Here is a 23,781-nt window from a genome sequence, read left to right as displayed (position 1 = left end):
GTGTCAGGGTGCACATGCGGGGGCGCACAGTCTGCCCGAAGCGCCCTTTCCGGCGAGGGATACGCACCGTCGCGAGCCCGTCACATTGTCGGTGGGGTGGGGCAGGATGGGGCGGATGAGCGAGCAGAGCCTTCCTCAGGACGCCCACCCGGAGTACGCGGACACCCTGCCGGAGTACGCCGAGCGGGTCCTCGACGTCGCCGAGCGCATCCCGCCCGGGCGCGTCATGACGTACGGCGACGTCGCCGAGTGGCTGGAGGAGGGCGGGCCCCGCCAGGTGGGCCGGGTCATGGCCCTGTACGGCTCGCCGGTGCCGTGGTGGCGTGTCGTCCGCGCGGACGGCGTGCTGCTGCCCGGTCACGAACTGGAGGCGCTGGGCCGCTACCGCGCGGAGGGCACGCCCCTGAAGGAGGCGAGCAGGGCCGCCGAGGGCCATCTCCCGCGACTCGACATGAGACGGGCGCGCTGGGACGGCGACGAACGCGCGGAGGGTCACACCTGACAGCTTCCGCCATCCGGCCGCCCCGGGGACACCCCGCGACCCGCACGGGGGAATCGGGGCATGTCCGAGGCATGGCGTACGTTCGTGAGGCGAGGGACGCACGGGGCCGTGGTGTCGCGAGTGGTCCGAGGGAAGAAGGGGAAGCCCTGCTTCCGCTCCGCTCGTCGGCGTAGCGTCGGCTGCACGCGTCCCCCTCACCCCCCGTCCACCGCCCTGCACGCGCGGCGGGCCGACCGACAGCACACCCACCAGGACCGGCGAACCACGTGAGCTCCTCCTTCTCCACCAGGCACCCGTCGCACGCCCAGGTGCGACAGGGGGCCCGTGGCGCTTACCGACTGGTTCGTACCCCGCCGGCCCGGGTGGATCCCCCTGAACTGGACGCCGCACAGCGCGCCGTGGTTGAGCACCGAAGCGGGCCTTTGCTCGTTCTTGCAGGTCCGGGCACCGGGAAGACCACGACCCTCGTCGAGTCGGTGGCCTCACGAATCGCCCGCGGAGGGGACCCCGCGCGCGTGCTCGTGCTGACGTTCAGCCGCAAGGCGGCCGTCGAACTCCGCGACCGCATGGCGCTGCGCGTCGGAGCGGCCCGCGCCCCGCAGGCGACCACCTTCCACTCGTTCTGCTACGCCCTCGTCCGCGCCCACCAGGACAGCGACCTGTTCGTGGAACCGCTGCGGCTGCTGTCGGGTCCCGAACAGGACGTCACCGTGCGCGAGCTGCTCGCCGGCCAGCCGGACCTGGAACGGCTCGGCCTCGCCCACGTGCGCTGGCCGGACGAACTGCGCGCCTGCCTGACCACCCGCGGCTTCGCCGACGAGGTCCGCGCGGTGCTCGCCCGCAGCCGCGAACTGGGCCTCGGCCCCGGCGCCCTGGACGCCTTCGCCCGCCGCATCGGCCGCCCCGACTGGCAGGCCGCGGCCGCCTTCCTCGCCGAGTACCTCGACGTCCTCGACCTCCAGGGCGTCCTCGACTACGCCGAACTGGTCCACCGCGCGGTGCTCCTCGCCCGCCGCGCCGAGGTCGCCGAGCAGCTCGCCGCCCAGTACGACGCCGTGTTCGTCGACGAGTACCAGGACACCGACCCTGCCCAGGTACGGCTGCTCGACGCCCTTGCCGGCGGCGGCCGCACCCTCGTCGCCTTCGGCGATCCCGACCAGTCGATCTACGCCTTCCGCGGCGCCGACGTGAACGGCATCCTCGACTTCCCGTACGCCTTCCCGCGCGCGGACGGCCGACCGGCCCCCGTGGAGGTCCTGCGCACCTCCCGCCGCTCCGGCGCCGCCCTGCTGGCCGCGACCCGGCTGGTGACCCAGCGCATGCCGCTGACCCGCCTGCCGGCGGAGAAGGTCCGCGCCCACCGGGAGCTCACCCCCGTCCGCGACGGCGGTCGCGTCGAGGTCTTCACCTATCCGACCCCGGGCACCGAACTGGACAACATCGCGGACATCCTGCGCCGCGCGCACCTGGAGGACGGCGTTCCCTGGGGCGAGATGGCGGTGCTGGTCCGCGCGGGCTCCCGCACGATCCCGACGGTCCGGCGCGCTCTCACCGCCGCCGGGGTGCCGCTCGACATCGACGGCGACGACCTAGCGCTGCGGCACGAACCGGCGGTGGCACCGCTGTTGACGGCTCTTCGGGCGGTGGCCACGGCGGAGGCCGAGGGGAGCGTCGCACGGCACGAGGAGACAACGCCTGAGGACGCCGGCTCCTTCGATGAGCAAGGCGCTTCCGAGGACGCCTCCGACGAACAAGGCGCCGCGGAGGACGCCGGCGCCTCCGATGAGCAAGGTGTCACCGAGGAAGCGGGCGCCTCCGATGAGCAAGGTGGCGCCGAGGCCCCGGCATCCGTCACCTCCTGGCTCGACACCGAGACCGCCCTCACCCTCCTCGCCTCGCCTCTCGCCGGGATGGACGCCGCCGACCTGCGTCGCCTCGGGCGGGCCCTGCGGGACGAGGAGCGGGCCGGCGGGAACGCCCTTCCGCCGCCCTCGGACGAACTGCTCGCGCGCGCTCTCGCCGAGCCCGAGCGGCTGGCCGCGCACGACCCCGCGTACGCGCGCGGGGCGCAGCGGCTCGGCGCGCTGCTCGGGAAGGCCCGGGCGCGCCTGGCGGGCGGCGGCAGTGCCGAGGAGGCGCTGTGGGACCTGTGGGACGGCACTCCGTGGCCCGGCCGGCTGGAGCGGGCGGCCCGGCGCGGCGGCGCGGCGGGCCGCAACGCCGACCGTGATCTCGACGCCGTGTGCGCCCTGTTCGCGACGGCCGCGCGCGCGGAGGAGCGCACCGGAGGCCGGGGCGCGCTGAACTTCCTGGAGGAGATCGACGCCGAGGACATCGCCGCCGACACCCTCACCCGGCGCGCCGTACGCCCCGACGCCGTGCGCCTGATGACCGCGCACCGCTCCAAGGGCCTTCAGTGGCGCCTGGTCGTCGTCGCGGGCGTCCAGGAGGGCCTGTGGCCCGACCTGCGCCGCCGCGGCTCCCTCCTGGAGGCCGACCGCATCGGCCGCGACGGACTCGCCGAACCGCTCACCCCGGGAGCCCTGCTCGCCGAGGAGCGCCGCCTGTTCTACGTCGCCGCCACGCGCGCGCGTGAGCGGCTGGTCGTCACCGCGGTGAAGGCACCGGCCGACGACGGCGACCAGCCCTCCCGCTTCCTGACCGAGCTCGGAGTCGAACCCAAGGACGTCACCGGCCGCCCCCGCCGCCCCCTGTCGGTCTCCGCGCTCGTCGCCGAACTCCGCGCCACGACCGTCGACCCGCGGGTCTCGGACACCCTCAGGGAGGCCGCCGCGCTCCGCCTGGCCCGGCTCGCCGCCCTCGCCGACGACGACGGCCGCCCGCTCGTCCCCTCGGCCCATCCGTACCGCTGGTGGGGCATGTTCGAGCCGACCGAGTCCAAGGTGCCGCTGCGCAACCGCGACCAGCCCGTCGTCCTCTCCGGCAGCGCGCTGGACCAGCTCGCCAACACCTGCGCCCTCCAGTGGTTCCTGGGCCGCGAGGTGAAGGCCGACGCGCCCGCGACCGTCGCCCAGGGCTTCGGCAACGTCGTGCACGTCCTCGCCGACGAGGTCGCCTCCGGACGCACCCCCGCCGACCTCGACGTCCTCATGGAGCGCCTCGACTCCGTGTGGAACGCCCTCGCCTTCGACGCGCCCTGGAAGTCGGCGCAGGAGAAGGAGCACGCGCGCGTGGCGCTCGAACGCTTCCTGAAGTGGCACGTCGATTCCAACGGCGTCCGCACCGGCCGCACCCCGGTGGCCAGCGAGCACGACTTCGACGTCACCCTGGAGGCGGGCGAGGTCGAGGTGCGCATCCGCGGCCAGATGGACCGCGTGGAGGCCGACGGCGAGGGACGCGCGTACGTCGTCGACTTCAAGACCGGCAAGCAGCCGGTGAGTTCGGCCGACGTGGAACGCCACCCCCAGCTCGCCGTCTACCAGCTCGCCGTGCGCGAGGGTGCCGTGGACGAGGCCTTCGACGGCGTACGGCCCGAACCGGGCGGCGCCGAACTCGTCCAGCTGCGCCAGGGCGCCCCCAAGCGCGACGGCGGCGAGACCTTGCCCAAGGTGCAGGCCCAGGAACCGCTGGAGGGGGAGTGGGTCGGCGACCTGCTCGCCACGGCCGCCGGCAAGGTCCTCGACGAACGGTTCACGCCGAGCGCGGGACAGCACTGCTCCCACTGCGCGTTCCGGGCCTCGTGCAGCGCGCAGCCGGAGGGACGGCACGTCGTGGAGTGAGCGGCGCGGTCGGTGTGATCAGTCGCACCCCACGTGCTGACCTGCGTTTCGTCCGGACCCGGGGGCGATTCGTCCTCCGTTGTCAGTGCGCGCCGCTAGCCTCTCCGACATGGCCGCCCGTATCACCGATCCCGATCAGCTCAAGGAGCTCCTCGGCATCCCGTTCACCCCGGAGCAGACGGCCTGCATCACCGCGCCCCCCGCCCCGCAGGTGATCGTGGCCGGTGCCGGCTCCGGCAAGACGACGGTCATGGCGGCCCGCGTGGTCTGGCTGGTCGGCACCGGCCAGGTCGCCCCCGAACAGGTACTCGGCCTCACCTTCACCAACAAGGCCGCCGGAGAACTCGCCGAGCGCGTCCGCAAGGCACTCGTCAGGGCGGGCGTCACCGACCCCGACGTCATCGACCCGGACAACCCGCCGGGCGAGCCCGTGATCTCCACCTACCACGCCTTCGCGGGCCGCCTGCTGACCGACCACGGCCTGCGCATCGGCCTGGAGCCGACCTCCCGGCTGCTCGCCGACGCCACCCGCTACCAGCTGGCCGCGCGGGTGCTGCGCGAGGCCCCCGGCCCCTACCCGGCCCTGACCCGCTCCTTCGCCGACCTGGTCAGCGACCTCCTCGCCCTCGACGCCGAACTCTCCGAGCACCTCGTCCGCCCCGAGCGGTTGCGGGCCTACGACGCCGAGCTGCTGCTGACCCTCCAGGGCGCCAAGCTCACCAACGACACCCTGCGCAAGGTCCCCGAGGCGGCCGCCGCCCGCCGCGAACTCGCCGACCTGGTCGTCCGCTACCGCGCCGCCAAACGCGAACGCGACCTGCTGGACTTCGGCGACCAGATCGCCCTGTCCGCACGTCTCGCGGGAGTCCCGGAGGTGGGCCACACCTTGCGCGAGGAGTTCAAGGTGGTGCTCCTCGACGAGTACCAGGACACCTCGGTCGCCCAACGCGTCCTGCTGGCGGGCCTGTTCGGCGGTGGCACCGGGCACCCGGTCACCGCCGTCGGCGACCCCTGCCAGGCCATCTACGGCTGGCGCGGTGCCTCCGTCGCCAACCTCGACGACTTCCCCGAGCACTTCGCCCACCCCGACGGCCGGCCCGCCACCCGTCAGGCGCTCAGCGAGAACCGCCGCAGCGGCGGCCGTCTCCTCGACCTGGCCAACGGCCTCGCCGAGCCCCTGCGCGCCATGCACGCGGGCGTGGAGGCCCTCCGCCCGGCCCCCGGCGCCGAACGCGACGGCGTGGTGCGCTGCGCCCTCCTGCCCACCCACGCGGAGGAGATCGACTGGCTCGCCGACTCGATCGCCCATCTCGTACGGACCGGCAAGGAGCCCGGTGAGATCGCCGTCCTGTGCCGCACCGCGACCGACTTCGCCGAGATCCAGGGCGCCCTGGTCGAACGGGACGTGCCGGTGGAGGTGGTGGGCCTGTCCGGCCTGCTGCACCTGCCCGAGGTCGCCGACCTCGTCGCCGTCTGCGAGGTCCTCCAGGACCCCGGCGCCAACGCCGCCCTGGTCCGGCTGCTGACCGGCCCGCGCTGGCGTATCGGCCCGCGCGACCTGGCCCTCCTCGGGCGGCGGGCCCGCCGACTGGTGTCCTACGCGCGCGTGGACGCCGACGACGATCCCGACCGCCGGCTCGCCGAGGCCGTCGAGGGGGTCGACCCGGCCGAGGTGATATCGCTCGCCGACGCCCTGGAGACCTTCCTGGAGACGCCCCTCCACAGCGACGAGGACGACGACGGGCTGCCCTTCTCGCCGGACGCGCGCGTGCGGTTCGCCCGCCTCGCCGCCGAACTGCGCGACCTGCGCCGCTCCCTGGCCGACCCCCTCATGGACGTCCTGCACCGCGTCCTCGCCGTCACCGGCCTGGAGGTCGAACTGTCGGCGTCCCCGCACGCGCTGGCCGCCCGCCGCCGCGAGACCCTGTCCAACTTCCTCGACGTCGCCGCCTCCTTCGCGGCCGGTGACCAGGAGGCGACCCTGCTCGCCTTCCTCGGCTTCCTGCGCACCGCCGCCCAGTACGAGAAGGGTCTCGACAACGCCCTGCCGGGCGGCGAGAACACCGTCAAGGTGCTCACCGCGCACAAGTCCAAGGGCCTGGAGTGGGATGTCGTCGCCGTCCCCGGGCTGGTCACCGACACCTTCCCGAGCGCCAAGGGCCGCGAGAAGTGGACCGCGCAGAGCAAGGTCCTGCCGCACGCCCTGCGCGGCGACGCCGAGACCCTGCCCGACATCGCCTCCTGGGACTCACGCGGCATGAAGGCCTTCCACGAGGCCATGAAGGACCACCAGCACACCGAGGAACTCCGCCTCGGCTACGTCACCTTCACCCGCCCCCGCTCCCTGCTCCTCGGCTCCGGCCACTGGTGGGGGCCGACGCAGAAGAAGCCGAGGGGACCGTCGGACTTCCTCCAGGACCTGCACGACCACTGCGCGGCCGGCCACGGCGAGATCGAGGCATGGGCCGACGAGCCCCAGGAGGACGAGGAGAACCCGGCGCTGCACAGCCGGACCGAGGACCAGGTCTGGCCCCTGCCCCTGGACGACAAGGCCCTGGCCCGCCGCCGGGCGGCCGCGCAGACGGTCCTGGACCACCTGGAGGACCTCGCCGGGCTCGGCGACCACACGGACCCGCACCCCGCAGCCGTACACGACCCGGACACCTACGACGACCCGGACTGGCCCCCGCCGCCGGACGACGACGAGGCGCCCTACGAGGACGACGGGGCGCCCTACGACGATGAGGCGCCCTACGGCGACGTCATCGAGCAGGGCAGCCCGTCCGACTGGGACGCCTGGAGCACGGAGCGCCCGGCCGTCCCGCACCAGGCCACGGCCCCGGAAGCAGAAGCACCCCCGGCCCCGCACCGGCCCACGGCCCCGGAGACGCACCCGGCCGGGCACCGGGCCGCCCCGGAAGCACTCGGCGCGCCGGCACGCCCACACCCGCGGGAACGGGAGTCGCTCACCCCCGAGGAAGCCCGCACCATCGCCTCCTGGGACCGCGACCTCGACGCGCTCACCGGCGAGCTCCTGCGCGCGCGGGCTGCCGTGACCGACGTACCCCTGCCCGCGTCGCTCACCGCGTCCCAGGTGCTGCGCCTGGCCGCCGACCCGGACGGGCTCGCGCAGGAACTCGCGCGCCCCATGCCGCGCCCGCCGCAACCCGCCGCACGTCAAGGCACCCGCTTCCACGCCTGGGTCGAGGCCCGCTTCGAAGCGCTCACCCTGCCCATGCTGGAACCGGACGACCTCCCCGGCAGCGACGCCGAGATCGCCGACGAGCGCGACCTGGAAGCCCTCAAGGACGCCTTCGAGCGCAGCGAGTACGCCCACCGCACCCCCTACCGCGTCGAGACGCCCTTCCAGCTCGCCATCGCCGGACGGGTGGTCCGGGGCCGTATCGACGCCGTCTACCGGCAGACCGACGGGGAGACGACGACGTACGAGATCGTCGACTGGAAGACCAGCCGCACCCGCACCGCCGACCCGCTCCAGCTCGCCGTGTACCGGCTGGCCTGGGCCGAGCGGCAGGGAGTGCCTGTGGAATCGGTCACGGCGGCCTTCCTGTACGTCCGCACCGGCGAGGTCGTACGGCCCAGGAACCTGCCGGGCCGTACCGCCCTGGAACGGCTCCTGACCCATGAACCGGACGGTTCCGCGCAAGCAAACTGTGAGGAACCGCCCAACGAGGATGTCGGTGCGGGCCGATAGGCTCATGACCATGAGCCCGACCCCGGACAGCGCCGTCCGTTCGTACATCCAGCAGCACCGCGCCGCCTTCCTCGACGACCTCGCCGAATGGCTGCGCATCCCGTCCGTCTCGGCCCAGCCCGACCACGGACCCGATGTACGCCGCAGCGCCGACTGGCTCGCCGCCAAGCTCAGGGAGACCGGCTTCCCCACGGCCGAGGTGTGGGAGACGCCCGGCGCGCCCGCCGTCTTCGCCGAGTGGCCGGCGGAGGACCCCGGGGCGCCCACGGTCCTGGTCTACGGCCACCACGACGTCCAGCCCGCCGCCCGCGAGGACGGCTGGGACAGCGACCCCTTCGAGCCGGTCGTCCGGGACGACCGGCTCTACGCGCGCGGGGCCGCCGACGACAAGGGCCAGGTCTTCTTCCACACCCTCGGCGTCCGCGCCCACCTCGCGGCCACCGGCCGCACCGCCCCGGCGGTGCACCTCAAGCTGCTGATCGAGGGCGAGGAGGAGTCCGGATCCCCGCACTTCCGCGCCCTCGTCGAGGAACACGAGCAGCGGCTCGCCGCCGACGCCGTGATCGTCTCCGACACCGGCATGTGGGGCGAGCACACCCCCACGGTCTGCACGGGCATGCGCGGCCTCGCCGAGTGCGAGATCGTCCTGCACGGCCCCGACCAGGACATCCACTCCGGCTCCTTCGGCGGTGCCGTCCCCAACCCGGCCACCGCCGTGGCCCGCCTCGTCGCCGCCCTGCACGACGAGCACGCGCGGGTGGCGATCCCCGGCTTCTACGACGGCGTCGTCGAACTCACCGACCGTGAGCGGGAGCTCTTCGCCGAGCTGCCCTTCGACGAGGAGCGGTGGCTGCGCACCGCGAAGTCGTACGCCACCCTGGGCGAGGCCGGACACACCACCCTGGAGCGCGTCTGGGCCCGCCCCACCGCCGAGGTCAACGGCATCGGCGGCGGCTACCAGGGCCCCGGCAGCAAGACGGTCGTCCCGTCCTCCGCCATGGTCAAGCTCTCGTTCCGGCTGGTCGCAGGACAGGACCCCGACCACATCGAGAAGGCCGTCCGCGACTGGGCCGCCGCGCAGGTGCCCGCCGGGATCCGCCAGGAGATCACCTTCGGCGCCGCCACGCGCCCGTGCCTCACCCCGCTGGACCACCCGGCCCTCCAGTCCGTCGTCAGGGCCATGGGCCGCGCCTTCGGCCGGCCGATCCGCTTCACCCGCGAGGGCGGCTCCGGCCCCGCCGCCGACCTTCAGGAAGTCCTCGGCGCACCTGTGCTGTTCCTCGGCATCTCCGTCCCCTCCGACGGCTGGCACGCGCCGAACGAGAAGGTCGAGCTCGACCTCCTCCTCAAGGGCGTCGAGACCTCCGCCTACCTGTGGGGTGATCTCGGCGAGCACTTCAGCCATGCGCCCTGAGCGTCCTCGCGCCCTGAGCGTCCCGCGTCGTACGTCCCTCCGAACCGTCCGCCGAAACAATCCGCTGCACCGGGGGAGTTGGAAGCACCCGTGACCACCTGGACCGACCACACCGCCGACCGTCCCGTCTCACTCACCGCCCCCAGCGGCATCGACCGCGCCGCGCACCACCGGCTCGACGAGGCCTGGCTCGCGGCGGCGTGGAGCCACCCCACGACCCGCTGCTTCGTGGTCTCCGGCGGCCAGGTCCTCATAGACGAGACGCCGGACGGCCGTACCGAACTCGTCATGACCCCGGCCTTCGAGGCCCCGCTCACCGAGGCGCACCGTTACTTCCTCGGCATCGACGACGAGGGCGTGCGCTACTTCGCCCTCCAGAAGGACGCCCTGCCCGGGCGGATCGACCAGTCCGCGCGCCCCGCGGGCCTGCGTGAGGCGGGTCTGCTGCTGTCCGCGCGCGAGGCGGGCCTCATGGTGCACGCGGTCGGGCTGGAGAACTGGCAGCGCACCCACCGCTTCTGCTCCCGCTGCGGCGAGCGCACCGTCATCGCCGCGGCCGGCCACATCCGCCGCTGCCCCGCCTGCGGTGCCGAGCACTACCCGCGCACCGACCCGGCCGTGATCATGGCCGTCACCGACGACCAGGACCGCATCCTGCTCGGCCGCCAGGTGCACTGGCCGGAAGGCCGCTTCTCGACGCTGGCCGGGTTCGTCGAGCCGGGCGAGTCCATCGAGCAGTCGGTGCGCCGGGAGGTCTTCGAGGAGGCCGGGATCACCGTCGGCCCGGTCGAGTACGTCGCCAGTCAGCCCTGGCCGTTCCCGTCCAGCCTCATGCTCGGCTTCATGGCCCGGGCCACCTCCACCGACATCAATGTCGACGGAGACGAGATCCACGAGGCGCGCTGGTTCTCCCGCGACGAACTCCAGGCCGCCTTCGAGTCGGGTGAGGTCCTCCCGCCGTACGGCATCTCGATCGCGGCCCGCCTGATCGAGCTCTGGTACGGCAAGCCGCTGCCCACGAGGAGCTTCGTCTGACCCGAGGCGCTGGACGTGGGGTGCGGGGACGGGCTGCTCGCGCGCAAGCCGACGGACGTGCGGCAGGACCGCGCCGGACCGGGTGATCAGCGGCTGCGGCCTGCCGGTGAGCTTGCTGCTCAGGCGGGTGCGGGGCAGCAGGCGCGCGCCGGCCGGTATGCCGGTGGAGGACCCGGCCATGCACTGGGCGAGGTCCGCAGAGCCGCCCGCCGACTCCGGCCCGGCTGTCGCTGCCGCCGCGGGCTGCCGTGGCGGTACACGGAGGTGCAGGACAAACCGGGTGTAGGGCAAACCAGAAGAAGGCGGCCCCTGAGTCGCCCCAGGAACCGCCCGCACCCCGCGGAGCGTTACGCGCCGATCTTCTGCTTGACCTGCGCCAGCGACGGGTTCGTCAGCGTCGAGCCGTCTCCGAACAGGACCGTCGGAACCGTCTGGTTGCCGCCGTTCGCCTTCTCCACGAACGCCGCGGACGCCGGGTCCTGCTCGATGTTGATCTCGGTGTACGCGATGCCCTCGCGGTCCATCTGCTTCTTCAGCCGCTGGCAGTAACCGCACCAGGTGGTGCTGTACATCGTCACAGTGCCCTGCATGTCTCGCGCGCTCCTTCGGGGGCTCGGGGATGAGGTCGTCCGAAGAGGGAACGTATGCGAGCGGGGCGCCATTCCCGATGCCGGGGTTCCCGGCCCGGTGACGCCTGCCGCATTAGTACGACCGCGACTACCTGCCTGTGGACAACCGGCTCACCCGTCTCCGCCGACCTGGCAGCATGGCGGTGTGACAGCAGCAACGCATTCCACGCTCTTCCCGCGCACACCGGACTCGGCCGACGCCGTGCTCGAAGGGCTCGACCCGGAGCAGCGCGAGGTCGCCACCTCCCTGCACGGGCCGGTGTGCGTGCTGGCGGGTGCCGGTACCGGCAAGACCCGGGCCATCACCCACCGCATCGCCTACGGGGTGCGGGCCGGGATCCTCCAGCCCTCCAGCGTGCTCGCCGTCACCTTCACCAACCGCGCCGCCGGGGAGATGCGCGGGCGACTGCGCCAGCTCGGCGCGGCGGGCGTACAGGCGCGTACGTTCCACTCGGCCGCCCTGCGCCAGCTCCAGTACTTCTGGCCGAAAGCCGTCGGCGGGTCCATGCCCCGGCTCGTCGATCGCAAGATCCAGCTCGTCGCCGACGCGGCCGCCGCGTGCCGCATCCGCCTCGACCGGGGCGAGCTGCGGGACGTCACCGGCGAGATCGAGTGGTCCAAGGTCACCCAGACCGTGCCCTCCGACTACGCCCTCGCAGCCGCGAAGGCCGGACGTGAGACACCCCGCGCCGCGGCCGAGATCGCCCAGCTCTACGCCGCCTACGAGGACGTCAAGCGCGAGCGGGCCGTCATCGACTTCGAGGATGTGCTGCTGCTGACCGTCGCCATCCTCCAGGACCGGCACGACATCGCCGACCAGGTCCGTTCGCAGTACCAGCACTTCGTCGTCGACGAGTACCAGGACGTCAGCCCCCTCCAGCAGCGTCTGCTGGAGCTGTGGCTCGGGCAGCGGGACAGCCTGTGCGTGGTCGGTGACGCCAGCCAGACGATCTACTCCTTCACAGGAGCAACTCCCGACCATCTGCTCGACTTCCGCACCCGTCACCCCGGGGCCACCGTCGTCAAGCTGGTCCGTGACTACCGCTCCACCCCCCAGGTCGTCCATCTCGCCAACGGCCTGCTCGCCCAGGCCCGCGGCCGCGCCGCCGACCACCGGCTGGAACTGATCTCCCAGCGCCGCTCCGGCCCCGAGCCCGTCTACACCGAGTACACCGACGAGCCCGCCGAGGCCGAGGGCGCCGCCCGGCGCATCCGGGATCTCATGGACGCCGGCGTGCGGGCCAGCGAGATCGCCATCCTGTTCCGCACCAACTCCCAGTCCGAGACCTATGAGCAGGCCCTCGCCGACGCCGGAGTGCCCTACCAGCTGCGCGGCGCCGAGCGGTTCTTCGACCGGCCCGAGGTCCGCAGGGCCATCGTCAACCTCCGCGGCGCCGCCCGCTTCGGCGGCAACGACGCCCGGCTGGACGACGCCGTCGACCTGCCCTCCCAGGTTCGCGCCGTGCTGTCGGGCGAGGGCTGGACCAGTGAACCGCCGGCCGGGTCCGGTGCCGTCAGAGAGCGCTGGGAGTCGCTGGCCGCCCTGGTGAACCTCGCGCAGGACTTCGCGGCCGCCCGCCCCGGGGCCACGCTGAACGACCTCGTGGCCGAACTCGACGAGCGGGCCGGCGCCCAGCACGCACCGACCGTCGAGGGCGTCACCCTGGCGTCCCTGCACTCCGCGAAGGGCCTGGAGTGGGACGCCGTCTTCCTGGTCGGGGTCGCCGAGGGCATGATGCCGATCACCTACGCCAAGACCGACGAGCAGATCGAGGAGGAGCGCCGGCTCCTCTATGTCGGCGTCACCCGCGCCCGCGAGCGCCTCCATGTCTCCTGGTCGCTCTCCCGCTCGCCCGGCGGCCGCCCCAACCGCCGCCCCAGCCGCTTCCTCGACGGACTGCGCCCCGGCTCCACCGCCACCGCGGGGCGGGCCGCCGCGGGCGGTCCCGGCGGTGTGGAGCGTGGCTTCACGAGCCCCGCGGGCGAGGTCCCGAGACGCACCCGGCGCACCCCGGCGCGCTGCCGGGTCTGCGGGCGCACGCTCACCGACGCGGGCGAGATGAAGCTGATGCGTTGCGAGGACTGTCCCTCCGACATGGACGAGGGGCTCTACGAGCGGCTGCGCGCGTGGCGGGCCGGGCAGGCGGAGCGCAGCGGACAGCCCGCGTTCTGCGTCTTCACCGACAAGACCCTGATGGCGATCGCCGAGGCCGTCCCCGACGACGAGCACGAACTGACCCGGATCCCGGGCGTCGGCATGCGCAAGCTCAACCGTTACGGAGCCGATGTCCTGGCCATCTGCGCAGGCCAGGAGGTTACGCAGGAAGAAGACGAGGACTGATCCCAACTCGTCGAAAAAATAGTTTGCGCATGCCCCGGGAATCCCCATAGGTTCTTAGCCACGGGGACGGAGGCCTTCTCGGAGGCCCCGATTCCGTGCTCTACTTGCATATCCGTCGGACAGTGGCTCGCGCCGCGGTCCCCCTAGACGCCGAGAGGAGGCGATTGAAGTGATCAGCATCAACAGCACCAAGGCCATCAGCACCGCCAAAATGACCGATCGCTCGGTCGTCTCCACGTGCATGCTCGGCGTTTCGAACCTGGGCACTGGTCTGTCCGGCATCTCTGCCGTGCGTCCGGCGTCCTCCCTGTCTCTCGCGGTCCTTCCCGTCCGTGAGCGCAATGAGCGACCGAGCAAGGCACTGGAAGCAGTAGTGGCACAGGCGCACGCCTATGCCTTTGCGGCTGCCGGTGCCGGATTCCGGAAGCTGACGACGCAGCACCACCAGATGTGGGCCTTCCGTGGGCCAGAACCCTGGAGTGATCCAGCCTGATCGACTCAGGCCGGCGCCTTCAGGGCCGCGGAACCCCATCCGGGATCCGCGGCCCTTCTGTTTTCCCCGAACGGGGAGAGCGGAGCGAAGGGGCCTCGGGACAAGAAAAGAACCCGGTACCAAGCCGACAACCGGTCCTACAGGGCCGGACCGACCAGACGAGGAAGACGAACCGTGCAACTCGAAGCGCACGCCCCGTCCGTACCGCCTTCCGCAACGCTCCCCCCGCCCGGTTCCACGGAGGACTCCACCTTGATCCCCCTCACTGCGCTCACCGCGCTCGACGACGCCATCGAGAACCTCGGCGTACCCGTCCCCTGCCGTTCCTACGACCCGGAGGTCTTCTTCGCCGAGTCGCCGGCCGACGTCGAGTACGCCAAGTCCCTCTGCCGTACCTGCCCGCTGATGGAGGCCTGCCTCGCCGGCGCCAAGGAGCGGCGTGAGCCCTGGGGCGTCTGGGGTGGCGAGCTGTTCGTCCAGGGTGTCGTCGTAGCCCGGAAGCGGCCCCGTGGTCGCCCGCGCAAGAACCCGGTCACGGCATGAACACCATCGCAGGAACGATCGACCGCCCCCTCACGAACGACCCCCAGAAGCAGGCCCCGATGAAGCCGTCCACCAGCGAGCCCGCAGGCTCCGCGATCCCAGACTTCACCACCACCGGCGCGATCGACTCGCGTCAGAACAGGACCCGAGAGATGCAACTCATCCCAGAAGCCCTGGCTCGTGCGCATATGCACGACCGGCTGCACGAGGCCGAGCAGGAACGCAGGGCCATCCGCCTCGCGACCGCTCGCCGGATGCAGCGCCGGGCGGAGCGCGCCTCGCTGCGCGCCCGTCGCGCGCTCGCCATGGCCGTCATGCAGTAACACGACCCGGTAGTTCCCCGCGGGGGTCGGTCCGTCGGAACGGACCGGCCCCCGCGGTGCGTTCCGCGCGCCGAACGGGTCGGCCCGGCGTTATCGTCGGCGCGTGACGACTCCCTCCGGAGACAGCGACGACGGCGGTTTCCCGCACAGGGACGCCGAGGCGGAGGCGCGGCCTCTCGTGTGCGCCCGCTGCGGAAAACGGGCCGGGGGACCCGAGCCCACCTGGACCCTCTCTGTGGAGAACGGCGTCCGTCAGTACGTCTGTGACACCTGCTCCCGGGAGCACCTCAGGGCGATCGAGGGGCGGCTCGACTCGGCTTGGTGGTAGACCCTCGGCCTGGTGGCAGACCGCGTCGCGTCACGCCTCCGCGGCCGACTCCTCCTCCTCCTCCCCGCCGTCGTCCTCCGGCAGGAACCCCGGCAGCCACTCCTCCAGTTCCTCACGCAGTCGGACCGCGGCACCCAGCTGGCACAGGACGCCGATGGTGCTCAGGGTCACCCGGTGGATCAGCAGGTACGCCGGCGGAAGGTTGAGCTGTTTGCCCAGTTGGTGCGCGGGGGAGCGCGGGTCGGCGATCCGGGCGGCCTGACTGCGCATCCAGCTCCGGGTGAAGGTGAACTCGTCGACCACGGCCGGTTCGATGATCGGCAGGAGGTAGTCGAGGACGGCGTCCGGGTCCAGCTCTATCGAGTCCTTGACGAAGCCCTCGGTGCACAGCAGTTCGTAGACCGCCTCGGCGTCGCTCTCCAGCGTCATGCGCAGCGAGGCGCCGATGGTCTCCGGCAGCCCGCCGGGGAGCCGGTCGACGGTGCCGAAGTCCAGGACGCCCAGGCGCCAGTCCTCCTCGCCCTCGGGTCCGCCGGGCAGGAGACGGAAGTTGCCGGGGTGCGGGTCGGCGTGCAGCAGGCCGGTGCGGGCGGGGCCGGAGAAGAGGAACCGGGCCAGCAGCTGGCCGGCGCGGTCGCGCTGCTCCTGGGTGCCGTCGGCGATCACCTCGGACAGGGGGACGCCCTCGAGCCACTCCGTGATCAGGACCTGTTCGCCCTGGTGGACCACCGCCGGCACCACGACGTCCGGGTCGTCCGCGAACTCCTCGGCGTGGGCCTGCTGGGCCTGGGCCTCCAGACCGTAGTCGAGTTCCTCCGACACCCGGTCGCGCAGCTCGTTGATGAGCGGCTTGATGTCGATGCCGGGTACCAGGGGCCCCAACAGGCGGGCGAAGCGCCCCAGTTGGTTCAGGTCGGACAGCAGGGCCTCACCGGCCCCCGGGTACTGGACCTTGACCGCGACCTCGCGTCCGTCGTGCCAGACGGCCCGGTGCACCTGGCCGATGGAGGCCGCCGCGGAGGGCTTGTCGTCGAACTCGGCGAACAGCTGCCGCCAGTCCTCGCCCAGCCGCTCCTCCAGCACGGTGTGCACGGTGCGGGTGGGCATCGGAGGCGCCGCCTCCTGGAGCTTCGTCAGGGCCGCCCGGTAGGGTCCTGCGACCTCCTCGGGCAGCGCCGACTCGAAGACGGACAGGGCCTGCCCGAACTTCATGGCACCGCCCTTGAGCTCCCCGAGCACCTTGAAGAGCTGATCGGCGGTGCGCTGTTGCAGTTCGCGGCCGACGATCTCCGCGGACTCGCCCACGATCCGCTTGCCGAGTCCCCAGGTGGCCCGCCCGGCGAAGCCGAGCGGGAGCGCGGCGAGTTTGGCGGTCCGGGTGACCGCCTTCCGGGGAAGATCAGACATGCGCCCTCCAGGTCCCAGCAGGCCGTGGTGCGGTTGCCTTGCGGCACGACTCCTCCGACGACCCTTGCACTGCCATTGTCTCGTGCGAAGCCTCCTCCTTGGAGGTGTGTTCTCCCTTACCTTTCTCCGCGGCCCCGCACGGGCATGCCGCATGCGGCCACACCGGCCGTGCGTGCCAGTTCAGGCCGGGCAGCGAGACCTCCCAGCGGGCACCGGCGCTCGACGGGGCCCGGCCGTCCAGGAAGGCGAGGGCGTGCGCGGCCGCCAGTCCCGCGACGGTCGTGGCCAGCGCCAGGTCGCAGGGGCGGGCCGGCCGGGGCCTGCTGCCCGAGCGCCACTGGGCGACCAGCCGCGGCCAGGCCTCGTCCCGGTCGGTCCGCGTCTCGTGCAGACAGCCCGCGCAGCCCGTCTCGCCCGGAAGGACGAAGGGGCCGACCACCCCGGTCCCCTCGACCACACCCGCGTACAGATGAGGTGTCCCGGACCGGACCAGGGGTTCGGCCACCGCCATGGCGGGCGCGTGCACGTCGACGTCGTCGCGCGGGGCGAGGATCACGAGGGAGAAACCGGGGTCGTCCCCTCCGGTCGCGGTCCGGGAGGCGCGGCGCGGCGGGCGGCCGGGAGCCGCCGCGGACACCGCCCGGCGTGCGGCCGTGTCCCTGCGCTCGCCGACGGAGGCGGCGGGCAGTCCGCCCGGGGCCACGTCCCCCGGCTCGACCCGGCCCCAGTCCCGCACGTCCACCTCTCCCACCCCCGCACCCGAGAGCAGTGCGGCCAGCACCGAGCCCACCCGGCCGGCACCTCTGACCTGCACGCGCAGTGAGCGGCGGGCGGCCAGGAGCCGGATCGCCTCATCCGGCGCGGACGTGGTCAGGGAGAGGGACGCCAGGTCGGGCGCCAGCCGGTCCATCACGTCCTTCTTCCCGCGCAGCGCGTCCGCGGCCGGTCCGCCGCCCTGCGCGTCCTCGACGAGCCCGGCCCGGACGAGCCGGTCCACGAGCGCGTCGACATGACCCTCGGGAAGATCCATCCCGCGTGCCTCCTCCCGCAGCAGCGCGAGGCCGCGCGTGCCGTTGAGGAGATCGAGGAAGTCGCCCGTCGCCTGGTCCATCGGGCCCAGCGTCAGCGCGTGCGCCGGGGTCATCCCGAACTGCACGGTGTGCAGATCGCGCCAGCCGCGCCGCAGCGCGGGCTTCATCCGCGGAACCATGGTGTGTGCCGGCGGAACCACTGCTTCCATGACAGGCCCCCGTAGCCCTCGTAGAACATCCCCGTCCGCCACCGGAACCCGGCGACGGTCGGGTCGCGGTTTCGGCGGCGGTGCCAGCATGCCCGGAGCCGGACATCACGTGCCGAAAGTTGTCCACAGGTGAGGGCTGTTCGTCGTACAAATCAGACGCATGGAGGGGGATCGGAACCGAACCGTCCCGGAGTCGGGACTTCCCCCATGTGCAGCGGGTAACGTCAGGGCGTGCCCGCCGATCCACTGCACAGCGCCGGAACGCCACAGCGCAGCACGACGAGCCAGCCGCCGAGCGGCCCGGGGGCGAGCGCGATCGAGGTACGCAGGAGCAGCCGCCGACGCCGGACGGTCTCCGCGTACCGCGAGGGCGATCGCACCGTCGTGCTCATCCCTGCCCGGATGTCCGAGGCCGAGGAGCAGCGCTGGGTCAGCGTCATGCTCGACAAGCTGGCCGCACAGGAAAGCAAACGGGTTCTCGGGGACGCCGAGCTCTCCGAGCGGGCGCAGCGGCTGTCGGCGCAGTACTTCGACGGCCGGGCCCGGCCCGCCTCGGTGCGCTGGGTCACCAACCAGAACACGCGCTGGGGCTCCTGCACCCCGTCCGAGGGCAGCATCCGGCTGTCGCACCGACTTCAGGGGATGCCGGAGTACGTCGTCGACTACGTCCTGCTCCACGAGCTGGCGCATCTGCTCGTCCCCGGTCACGGGCCCCGGTTCTGGCGACTGCTGGAGGCGTATCCGCGCACCGAGCGGGCCAAGGGCTATCTCGAGGGCGTGGTGGCCGCCGACCGGTTGCCGCACCTGCCGCCCGGGCGCGGAGAGTGACGGTCGACTCGAACGGGTTTTTGTACCGGATCCGTACCGGCTTGAGCCGGTGTCCGACTTTGCCGTTAGCCTGTCGCGACGCACTCGCATTCGGGATGGGGGACGGTCGTTACGCATGGCCAGGGAATTCCAGCGCGGCCACAAGGCCAAGATCAGTGACCTGACCGCGGGCACGGATCTGTACGTAGGTGTACAGATCTCCGGCCCCGGACTGACCTTCGACATCAGCTGCTTCGGCCTCGACGCCGACGAACGGCTTTCCGACGACCGGTACTTCATCTTCTTCAACCAGCCCAAGTCCCCCGAGGACTCCATCCAGCTCCTGGGGGCGCAATCGGGCGACACGGAGTCGTTCCGGGTCACCCTCGACCAGATTCCGTCGCAGATCCAGAAGTTGTCGTTCACGGCGACGATCGACGGCGACGGACAGATGTCGCAGATCGCTCCCGGCTACCTCCGGATCGTCGCCGGCGGCGAGGAAGTCGCCCGGTACCCGTTCGACGGCAGCGAGTTCTCCACCGAGCGCGCCCTGATGGTGGGCGACCTCTACCTGAAGGACGTCTGGCGGTTCGCCGCGGTCGGCCAGGGCTTCGACGGCGGTCTGGAGGCGCTGCTGAAGAACTTCGGCGGCGAGGTCGCCGAGGAGGAGGCCGCTCCGGAGCCCGCGCCCCAGCCCGGCATCCCGGCGCAGCCCCAGGCGCCGGCCTTCGCGCCGCCCCCGCAGGCGGCCCCGCCCGCGCCTTCGTTCGGCGCGCCCCCGGCGCCCGCACCGGCCCCCCCCCCCCCCCCCCCCCCCGCCCCCCCCCCCCCCCGCCCCCCCGCCCCCCCCCCCCGCCGCACCGACGAGCCCCCAGGCCTTCACCCCTCCGGGGCAGACCTTCACGCCACCAGGAGCACCTCCGGCGGGCCAGTACGCCCCTCCGGGAGCACCGGCGGGCCAGTACGCCCCTCCCGGCGCCCCCGCCGGCCAGTTCACCCCTCCCGGCGCCGTCGCCGGTCAGTTCGCGCCCCCCGGCGCGCCCGGTGCCTTCCCAGGACAGGCGCAGCCCTTCGGCGGCGGGACCCAGCTCGCCCCCGTGCCGCCGGAGGCCAACGTCCGGGTCGTCCTGACGAAGTACGCGGAAGCCCCCGTCGGCGACCGCTGGACGGAGCAGAACGCCAACCTGGTGCGGGCCACCCTCACCAAGGACGCGCCCATCCTCGCCAAGCAGGGCAGCATGGTCGCCTACCAGGGCGACATCGACTTCGCCCACAAGGGCTCGGGACTGCTCGGCAAGCTCACCGGAGCGCTCACCGGCCAGGGCATGTCCCTGATGCGCTGCACCGGCAACGGAGAGGTGTTCCTCGCCGACGAGGCCAGCCGCGTCTTCGTGATCCGCCTTCAGGGCGAGCAGATCTACACCAGCGCCCAGGGCGTGCTCGCCTTCGACGAGACCCTGGAGACCGAGGTTCGCCGCATCGAGGGCGCGGGACTGCCCGGCGGAGGCTTCTTCAGCATGCTCTTCTCCGGCACGGGAGCCGTCGTCGTCAAGACACGCGGCGTGCCCGTCGTCCTGCCCGTCGGCGCGGCCACCTACGTCGACGGCAACGCCGTCATCGCCTGGTCGGCCGGTGCGCAGGCGGTCACCACGACCTCGCTCAGGCTGCGCCGCTCCGGGTACGCCCGGCAGACCACCGAGGCCGTGAACCTCCAGTTCCGCGGCGCCCCCGGAAACTTCGTCGTCGTACAGCCCTTCGAGGTGTGAGGCCATGGACACCCAGACTCTGAGTGCGCACCGCGCCGCCGCGACCGGCGTCCGGATGAGTGTGCACAGCTCCAAGACGCTCAAGGTCACCATGGTCACCGGCCACGACCTGATCGCCAAGGCCGGCTCGATGATCGCCTACGACGGCTATGTCCAGTTCGACGCGGCGCCCGCGAGCCTGCGCCGCTCGGCGGAGGAGATGGTCACCGGAGAGGGCGGCCGGCTGATGCTGGCCCGCGGTGACGGCGACCTGTATCTCGCCGACTACGGCGGCGACATCCTCGTCCTGCACCTCAACGGTGAGGCGCTGTCCGTGAACGGCGCCACCCTGCTGGCCTGCGACGCCTCCCTGGAACTCGCCATCGAGCCGGTCAAGGGACTCGCCAAACTGTCCGGCTCCGGTCTGACCAACCTGGTCGTCAAGGGCACCGGCTGGGTCGCCCTGGTCAGCCGGGGCATCCCGATGGCCCTGGACTGCGCCGAACGCGAGACGTACGTCGACCCGGACGCCCTCGTCGCCTGGACGGCCGGCCTGGAGATGAAGGCCCGCCGCACCATCAAGGCGAGCGCCCTCATCGGCCGTGGCAGTGGCGAGGCCTTCCAGATCGGCTTCAAGGGGCAGGGCTTCGTCGTCGTCCAGCCGAGCGAGGACACCGGCGACCGATTCAAGATCCGGGGCTGAGGGGAGCACCAGGCACATCATGCACAGCACACTCTTCGCACACGTCCCGGTCGAGTCGACCGGCCGCTACACGCTCCAGAACCCGCAGCTCCTGAAGACCGACGTCACGCAGGGCAGCAGTCCCGTGCTCGCCCGGCAGGGCGCCATGGTGGCCTTCGAGGGACAGGTCGAGTTCGACAGCCAGTACCGCAACCGCAGCTGGCGCAACGTCGAGCGGATGACCGGCGAGGGCCTCGACCTCATGCGCTGCAAGGGCAACGGCGTCGTCTACCTGGCCAACGTCGCCCAGCACCTGCACATCATGGAGGTCGGCCGCGGCATCACCGTCGACAGCTCCTACATCCTCGCCTTCGACGGCTCCCTCGGCGTCGGCATCGTCGCCGTGGACAGCGCCGTCGAGGTGGCCTCCGCGGGCGCCTACAACCTGGAGCTGTCCGGCTCCGGGCAGGTCGTCCTGATGACCTCGGGCGAGCCGCTGGTCCTCGAGGTGGGCCCGGACAAGAACGTCTGCGTCGACTCCGACGCCGTCATCGCCTGGTCCACGTCCCTGCGCACCCAGCTCCAGGCACCCACCTCCACCTCCGGAGTGTGGCGCCGCCGCGGTACCACCGGCGAGGGCTGGGAGATGCACTTCGGCGGCACCGGCCACGTCCTGGTCCAGCCGAGTGAGCTCCTGCCGCCGCAGGGCATGCGCAACGGCGGGGTCCTCGGCCAGTTCGGCATGCGCGGCAACTCCCTCGGGGGCAGCAACAGCTAGGCATGGGTAAGGGGCGCCCGGCAATACCGGGCGCCCCTTACCCATGCGCCTAGAAGGCGCTCACAGCCTCGCGCGGGTCGCTTCCAGCAGGCGTACGACGGACTCGTCCGCCACGTCCGCCACCTCGTCGTAGGCGAACCACCGCACGTCGAGGGACTCCTCGCTGATCGTCTCCACGGCTCCGGCCGGGGCGAGAGCCGCGTACTGCACGTCGAAGTGCCAGTTGCAGGGCGCCGGGATGGGGTGCCGGTCCAGGCGGACCGGGCCGCCGGGCAGCAGGGTCAGACCGGCGACCCCCGACTCCTCCGTCGCCTCGCGCAGGGCCGCCGCCTCCAGGGAGGTGTCGGCCGGCTCGCAGTGGCCGCCCATCTGGAGCCACATCCGCAACTTCTTGTGAAGGGTGAGCAGGACCTGTCCGCGTGACGGGTCGATCACCAGTGCGCTCGCCGTGACGTGCCCCGCCTGACATGCCTTCCACATGCCGTCCGGGTGGGCCGCGAGATGGTCCAGGTAGGCCTGGCGCAGCTCCTCCTGGCCCTCGTACCCCTTGATCACGAGGACCGCGTCGTCATGGAGGCTCACTCGGTGTCGTCGTCCTTCTTCAGGTCCGGCTTCCCGTCGGAGCCGTCGGAGCCGTCGGAGCCGTCGGAGCCGCTGTCCGTCTCGCCGAGCATCTTCTCCAGCTCGGAGAAGTCCAGCTGCTCGCGGTGCACGAAGCCGTCCGGGTCGTCCAGGTCGGAGGCGGTCGGCAGCATGTCCGGGTGGGCCCACAGGCCGTCACGGCCGTCGACACCGCGCGCGTCCGTGAGCGAGGCCCACAGGCGGGAGGCGTCCCGCAGACGGCGGGGGCGCAGCTCCAGGCCGATCAGCGTGGCGAAGGTCTGCTCGGCCGGGCCGCCCGAGGCACGCCGGCGGCGCAGGGTCTCGCGCAGCGCGTCGGCGGACGACAGACGCGGCTTCGCGGCCGCGTGGACCACCGCGTCCACCCAGCCCTCCACCAGCGCCAGAGCCGTCTCCAGACGGGCCAGGGCGGCCTTCTGCTCCGGGGTGTCCTCCGGCTGGAACATGCCCTGCTGGAGGGCGTCCTGGAGCTGCTCGGGGTTCTGCGGGTCGAACTGGCCGACCACGTCCTCCAGCTTGGCGGTGTCGACCTTGATCCCGCGCGCGTAGCCGTCGACCGCGCCGTACAGGTGCGAGCGCAGCCACGGCACGTGCGCGAAGAGGCGCTGGTGGGCGGCCTCGCGCAGGGCGAGATACAGCCGCACCTCGTCCTTGGGAACGCCGAGGTCCTTGCCGAACGCCTCGATGTTCGCCGGCAGCAGCGCGGCCTTGCCGGCCGGGCCCAGCGGCAGGCCGATGTCGGTGGAGCCGACGACCTCACCCGCGAGCACCCCGACGGCCTGCCCGATCTGGGTGCCGAACATGGCGCCGCCCATCGAGCGCATCATGCCGATCAGCGGGCCCGCCATGGCCTGCATCTCCTCCGGCAGGACATCGCCCATCGCGGTGCCGACCCGCTCGGCCACCGGGTCGACGAGCTCCTTCCACGCGGGCAGGGTCGCCTCGACCCACTCCGCGCGGGACCACGCCACGGCGGAGCCCGCGCCGGACGGCAGGGACGTCGCGTCGTCGAGCCAGAGGTCGGCCAGGCGGACGGCCTCCTGGACCGCGGTGCGCTCGGCGGGGCCCACGCTCGCGTCCTTGGTGCCGTCCGCGGTGCCCTGGGACACCGTCTGGCGGGCGATCTGCTTGGCCATGTCCCAGTTCACCGGACCGCCCTCGTACGAGAGCATCTGGCCCAGCTGCTGGAAGGCGGCGCCCAGGTCGGTGGGGTTCAGCGATCCGAACATGGCAGCGAGCGGATTGTCCGCACCGGGGCCGCCAAAGCCTCCGGCGCCGGGCAGGCCGCCGAAACCGAACGGGTTGTTCGGTCCCTGACCACCGCCGCTCTGCTGGTCCTTCTTCTTGCCCTCGTCGCCGTCGTCCGGCTCCTCCGGCGGAAGGCCGAATCCGAATGGGGTGTCACTCACGGGATTCCTCGGCTGGTAAGGCCACCGGT

General features: G+C 72.5%; 18 protein-coding genes and 1 pseudogene. 14 read left to right on the top strand and 5 right to left on the bottom strand.

All coding sequences use genetic code 11. The features are described 5' to 3' along the window. The first annotated feature begins 115 nt into the window (after positions 1-115). The 5 genes from IF54_RS0120245 (at position 116) to nudC (ending at position 10,406) form a co-directional block, all read left to right on the top strand. The gene (locus IF54_RS0120245; RefSeq protein WP_030320590.1) at positions 116-502 is read left to right on the top strand and encodes an MGMT family protein; all 387 of its coding nucleotides are present in this window, start codon (positions 116-118) and stop codon (positions 500-502) included. Positions 503-768: 266 nt separating this feature from the next. Next, entirely contained in the window at positions 769-4,242 is a 3,474-nt protein-coding gene (locus tag IF54_RS0120240) for an ATP-dependent helicase (RefSeq protein ID WP_078852048.1), read from the top strand. A gap of 109 nt (positions 4,243-4,351) precedes the next feature. Beyond that, complete coding sequence (locus tag IF54_RS0120235; RefSeq protein WP_030320588.1) at positions 4,352-7,957, top strand: ATP-dependent DNA helicase; 3,606 nt, start codon at positions 4,352-4,354, stop codon at positions 7,955-7,957. Between the two features lie 4 nt (positions 7,958-7,961). After that, positions 7,962-9,371 (top strand): dipeptidase, encoded by a 1,410-nt coding sequence (locus IF54_RS0120230; protein ID WP_078852047.1) that lies wholly within the window; start codon positions 7,962-7,964, stop codon positions 9,369-9,371. A 90-nt stretch (positions 9,372-9,461) separates the two neighbouring features. Further along, positions 9,462-10,406, top strand: coding sequence for an NAD(+) diphosphatase (gene nudC / locus IF54_RS0120225; protein ID WP_030320585.1), 945 nt, complete (start codon positions 9,462-9,464; stop codon positions 10,404-10,406). A gap of 347 nt (positions 10,407-10,753) precedes the next feature. On the opposite strand, the gene IF54_RS0120220 is transcribed toward nudC, so the two are convergent. Continuing rightward, positions 10,754-10,996, bottom strand: coding sequence for a mycoredoxin (locus IF54_RS0120220; RefSeq protein ID WP_020136719.1), 243 nt, complete (start codon positions 10,994-10,996; stop codon positions 10,754-10,756). Between the two features lie 184 nt (positions 10,997-11,180). Here IF54_RS0120220 and IF54_RS0120215 point away from each other — a divergent pair, with 184 nt between their 5' ends. The 5 genes from IF54_RS0120215 to IF54_RS41295 all read left to right on the top strand — a co-directional run bounded on the left by IF54_RS0120215 (position 11,181) and on the right by IF54_RS41295 (position 15,063). Next, positions 11,181-13,376, top strand: a complete 2,196-nt coding sequence (locus IF54_RS0120215; protein ID WP_199821227.1) for an ATP-dependent DNA helicase UvrD2 — start codon at positions 11,181-11,183, stop codon at positions 13,374-13,376. 169 nt (positions 13,377-13,545) lie between these two features. After that, positions 13,546-13,869, top strand: a complete 324-nt coding sequence (locus tag IF54_RS41300; protein ID WP_078852046.1) for a hypothetical protein — start codon at positions 13,546-13,548, stop codon at positions 13,867-13,869. A gap of 174 nt (positions 13,870-14,043) precedes the next feature. Then, positions 14,044-14,412: a WhiB family transcriptional regulator gene (locus IF54_RS0120210; protein WP_028809468.1), complete on the top strand. Its 369-nt coding sequence runs from the start codon at positions 14,044-14,046 to the stop codon at positions 14,410-14,412. Beyond that, on the top strand, positions 14,409-14,735 hold the full coding sequence (locus IF54_RS0120205) for a hypothetical protein (RefSeq protein WP_030320582.1): 327 nt from the start codon (positions 14,409-14,411) through the stop codon (positions 14,733-14,735). The genes IF54_RS0120210 and IF54_RS0120205 overlap by 4 nt, the downstream gene beginning before the upstream one ends. A 103-nt stretch (positions 14,736-14,838) precedes the next feature. After that, positions 14,839-15,063 (top strand): hypothetical protein, encoded by a 225-nt coding sequence (locus IF54_RS41295; RefSeq protein ID WP_078852045.1) that lies wholly within the window; start codon positions 14,839-14,841, stop codon positions 15,061-15,063. A 30-nt stretch (positions 15,064-15,093) separates the two neighbouring features. Here IF54_RS41295 and IF54_RS0120200 read toward each other — a convergent pair whose 3' ends face one another. Then, the gene (locus IF54_RS0120200; protein ID WP_030320580.1) at positions 15,094-16,470 is read right to left on the bottom strand and encodes an ABC1 kinase family protein; all 1,377 of its coding nucleotides are present in this window, start codon (positions 16,468-16,470) and stop codon (positions 15,094-15,096) included. Next, entirely contained in the window at positions 16,463-17,680 is a 1,218-nt protein-coding gene (locus IF54_RS0120195) for a TOMM precursor leader peptide-binding protein (RefSeq protein ID WP_030320578.1), read from the bottom strand. The genes IF54_RS0120200 and IF54_RS0120195 overlap by 8 nt, the downstream gene beginning before the upstream one ends. Positions 17,681-17,941: 261 nt before the next feature. Here IF54_RS0120195 and IF54_RS0120190 point away from each other — a divergent pair, with 261 nt between their 5' ends. The 4 genes and pseudogenes from IF54_RS0120190 (at position 17,942) to IF54_RS0120175 (ending at position 21,722) form a co-directional block, all read left to right on the top strand. Then, positions 17,942-18,538 carry a M48 family metallopeptidase gene (locus IF54_RS0120190; protein ID WP_063754943.1) on the top strand — a complete coding sequence of 199 codons (597 nt, stop codon included), beginning with the start codon at positions 17,942-17,944 and terminating at the stop codon, positions 18,536-18,538. A 115-nt stretch (positions 18,539-18,653) separates the two neighbouring features. Next, positions 18,654-20,283, top strand: a pseudogene (locus tag IF54_RS43915) (TerD family protein). Between the two features lie 4 nt (positions 20,284-20,287). Further along, positions 20,288-20,965 carry an AIM24 family protein gene (locus tag IF54_RS0120180; RefSeq protein ID WP_020136711.1) on the top strand — a complete coding sequence of 226 codons (678 nt, stop codon included), beginning with the start codon at positions 20,288-20,290 and terminating at the stop codon, positions 20,963-20,965. 19 nt (positions 20,966-20,984) lie between these two features. Then, positions 20,985-21,722: an AIM24 family protein gene (locus IF54_RS0120175; RefSeq protein WP_030320577.1), complete on the top strand. Its 738-nt coding sequence runs from the start codon at positions 20,985-20,987 to the stop codon at positions 21,720-21,722. 60 nt (positions 21,723-21,782) lie between these two features. On the opposite strand, the gene IF54_RS0120170 is transcribed toward IF54_RS0120175, so the two are convergent. Continuing rightward, complete coding sequence (locus tag IF54_RS0120170) at positions 21,783-22,304, bottom strand: NUDIX hydrolase (protein ID WP_030320576.1); 522 nt, start codon at positions 22,302-22,304, stop codon at positions 21,783-21,785. Beyond that, the gene (locus IF54_RS0120165; protein ID WP_030320574.1) at positions 22,301-23,752 is read right to left on the bottom strand and encodes a zinc-dependent metalloprotease; all 1,452 of its coding nucleotides are present in this window, start codon (positions 23,750-23,752) and stop codon (positions 22,301-22,303) included. Before IF54_RS0120165 ends, IF54_RS0120170 begins: the two co-directional genes overlap by 4 nt. Positions 23,753-23,781 lie beyond the last annotated feature (29 nt).

The sequence above is a fragment of the Streptomyces sp. NRRL B-3229 genome (assembly GCF_000719505.1).
In the GTDB taxonomy this organism is placed as follows: Bacteria; Actinomycetota; Actinomycetes; order Streptomycetales; family Streptomycetaceae; genus Streptomyces; species Streptomyces griseorubiginosus.
Note: the sequence above shows the minus strand (reverse complement) of the source record. Positions and strands in the feature narration are given on the sequence as shown.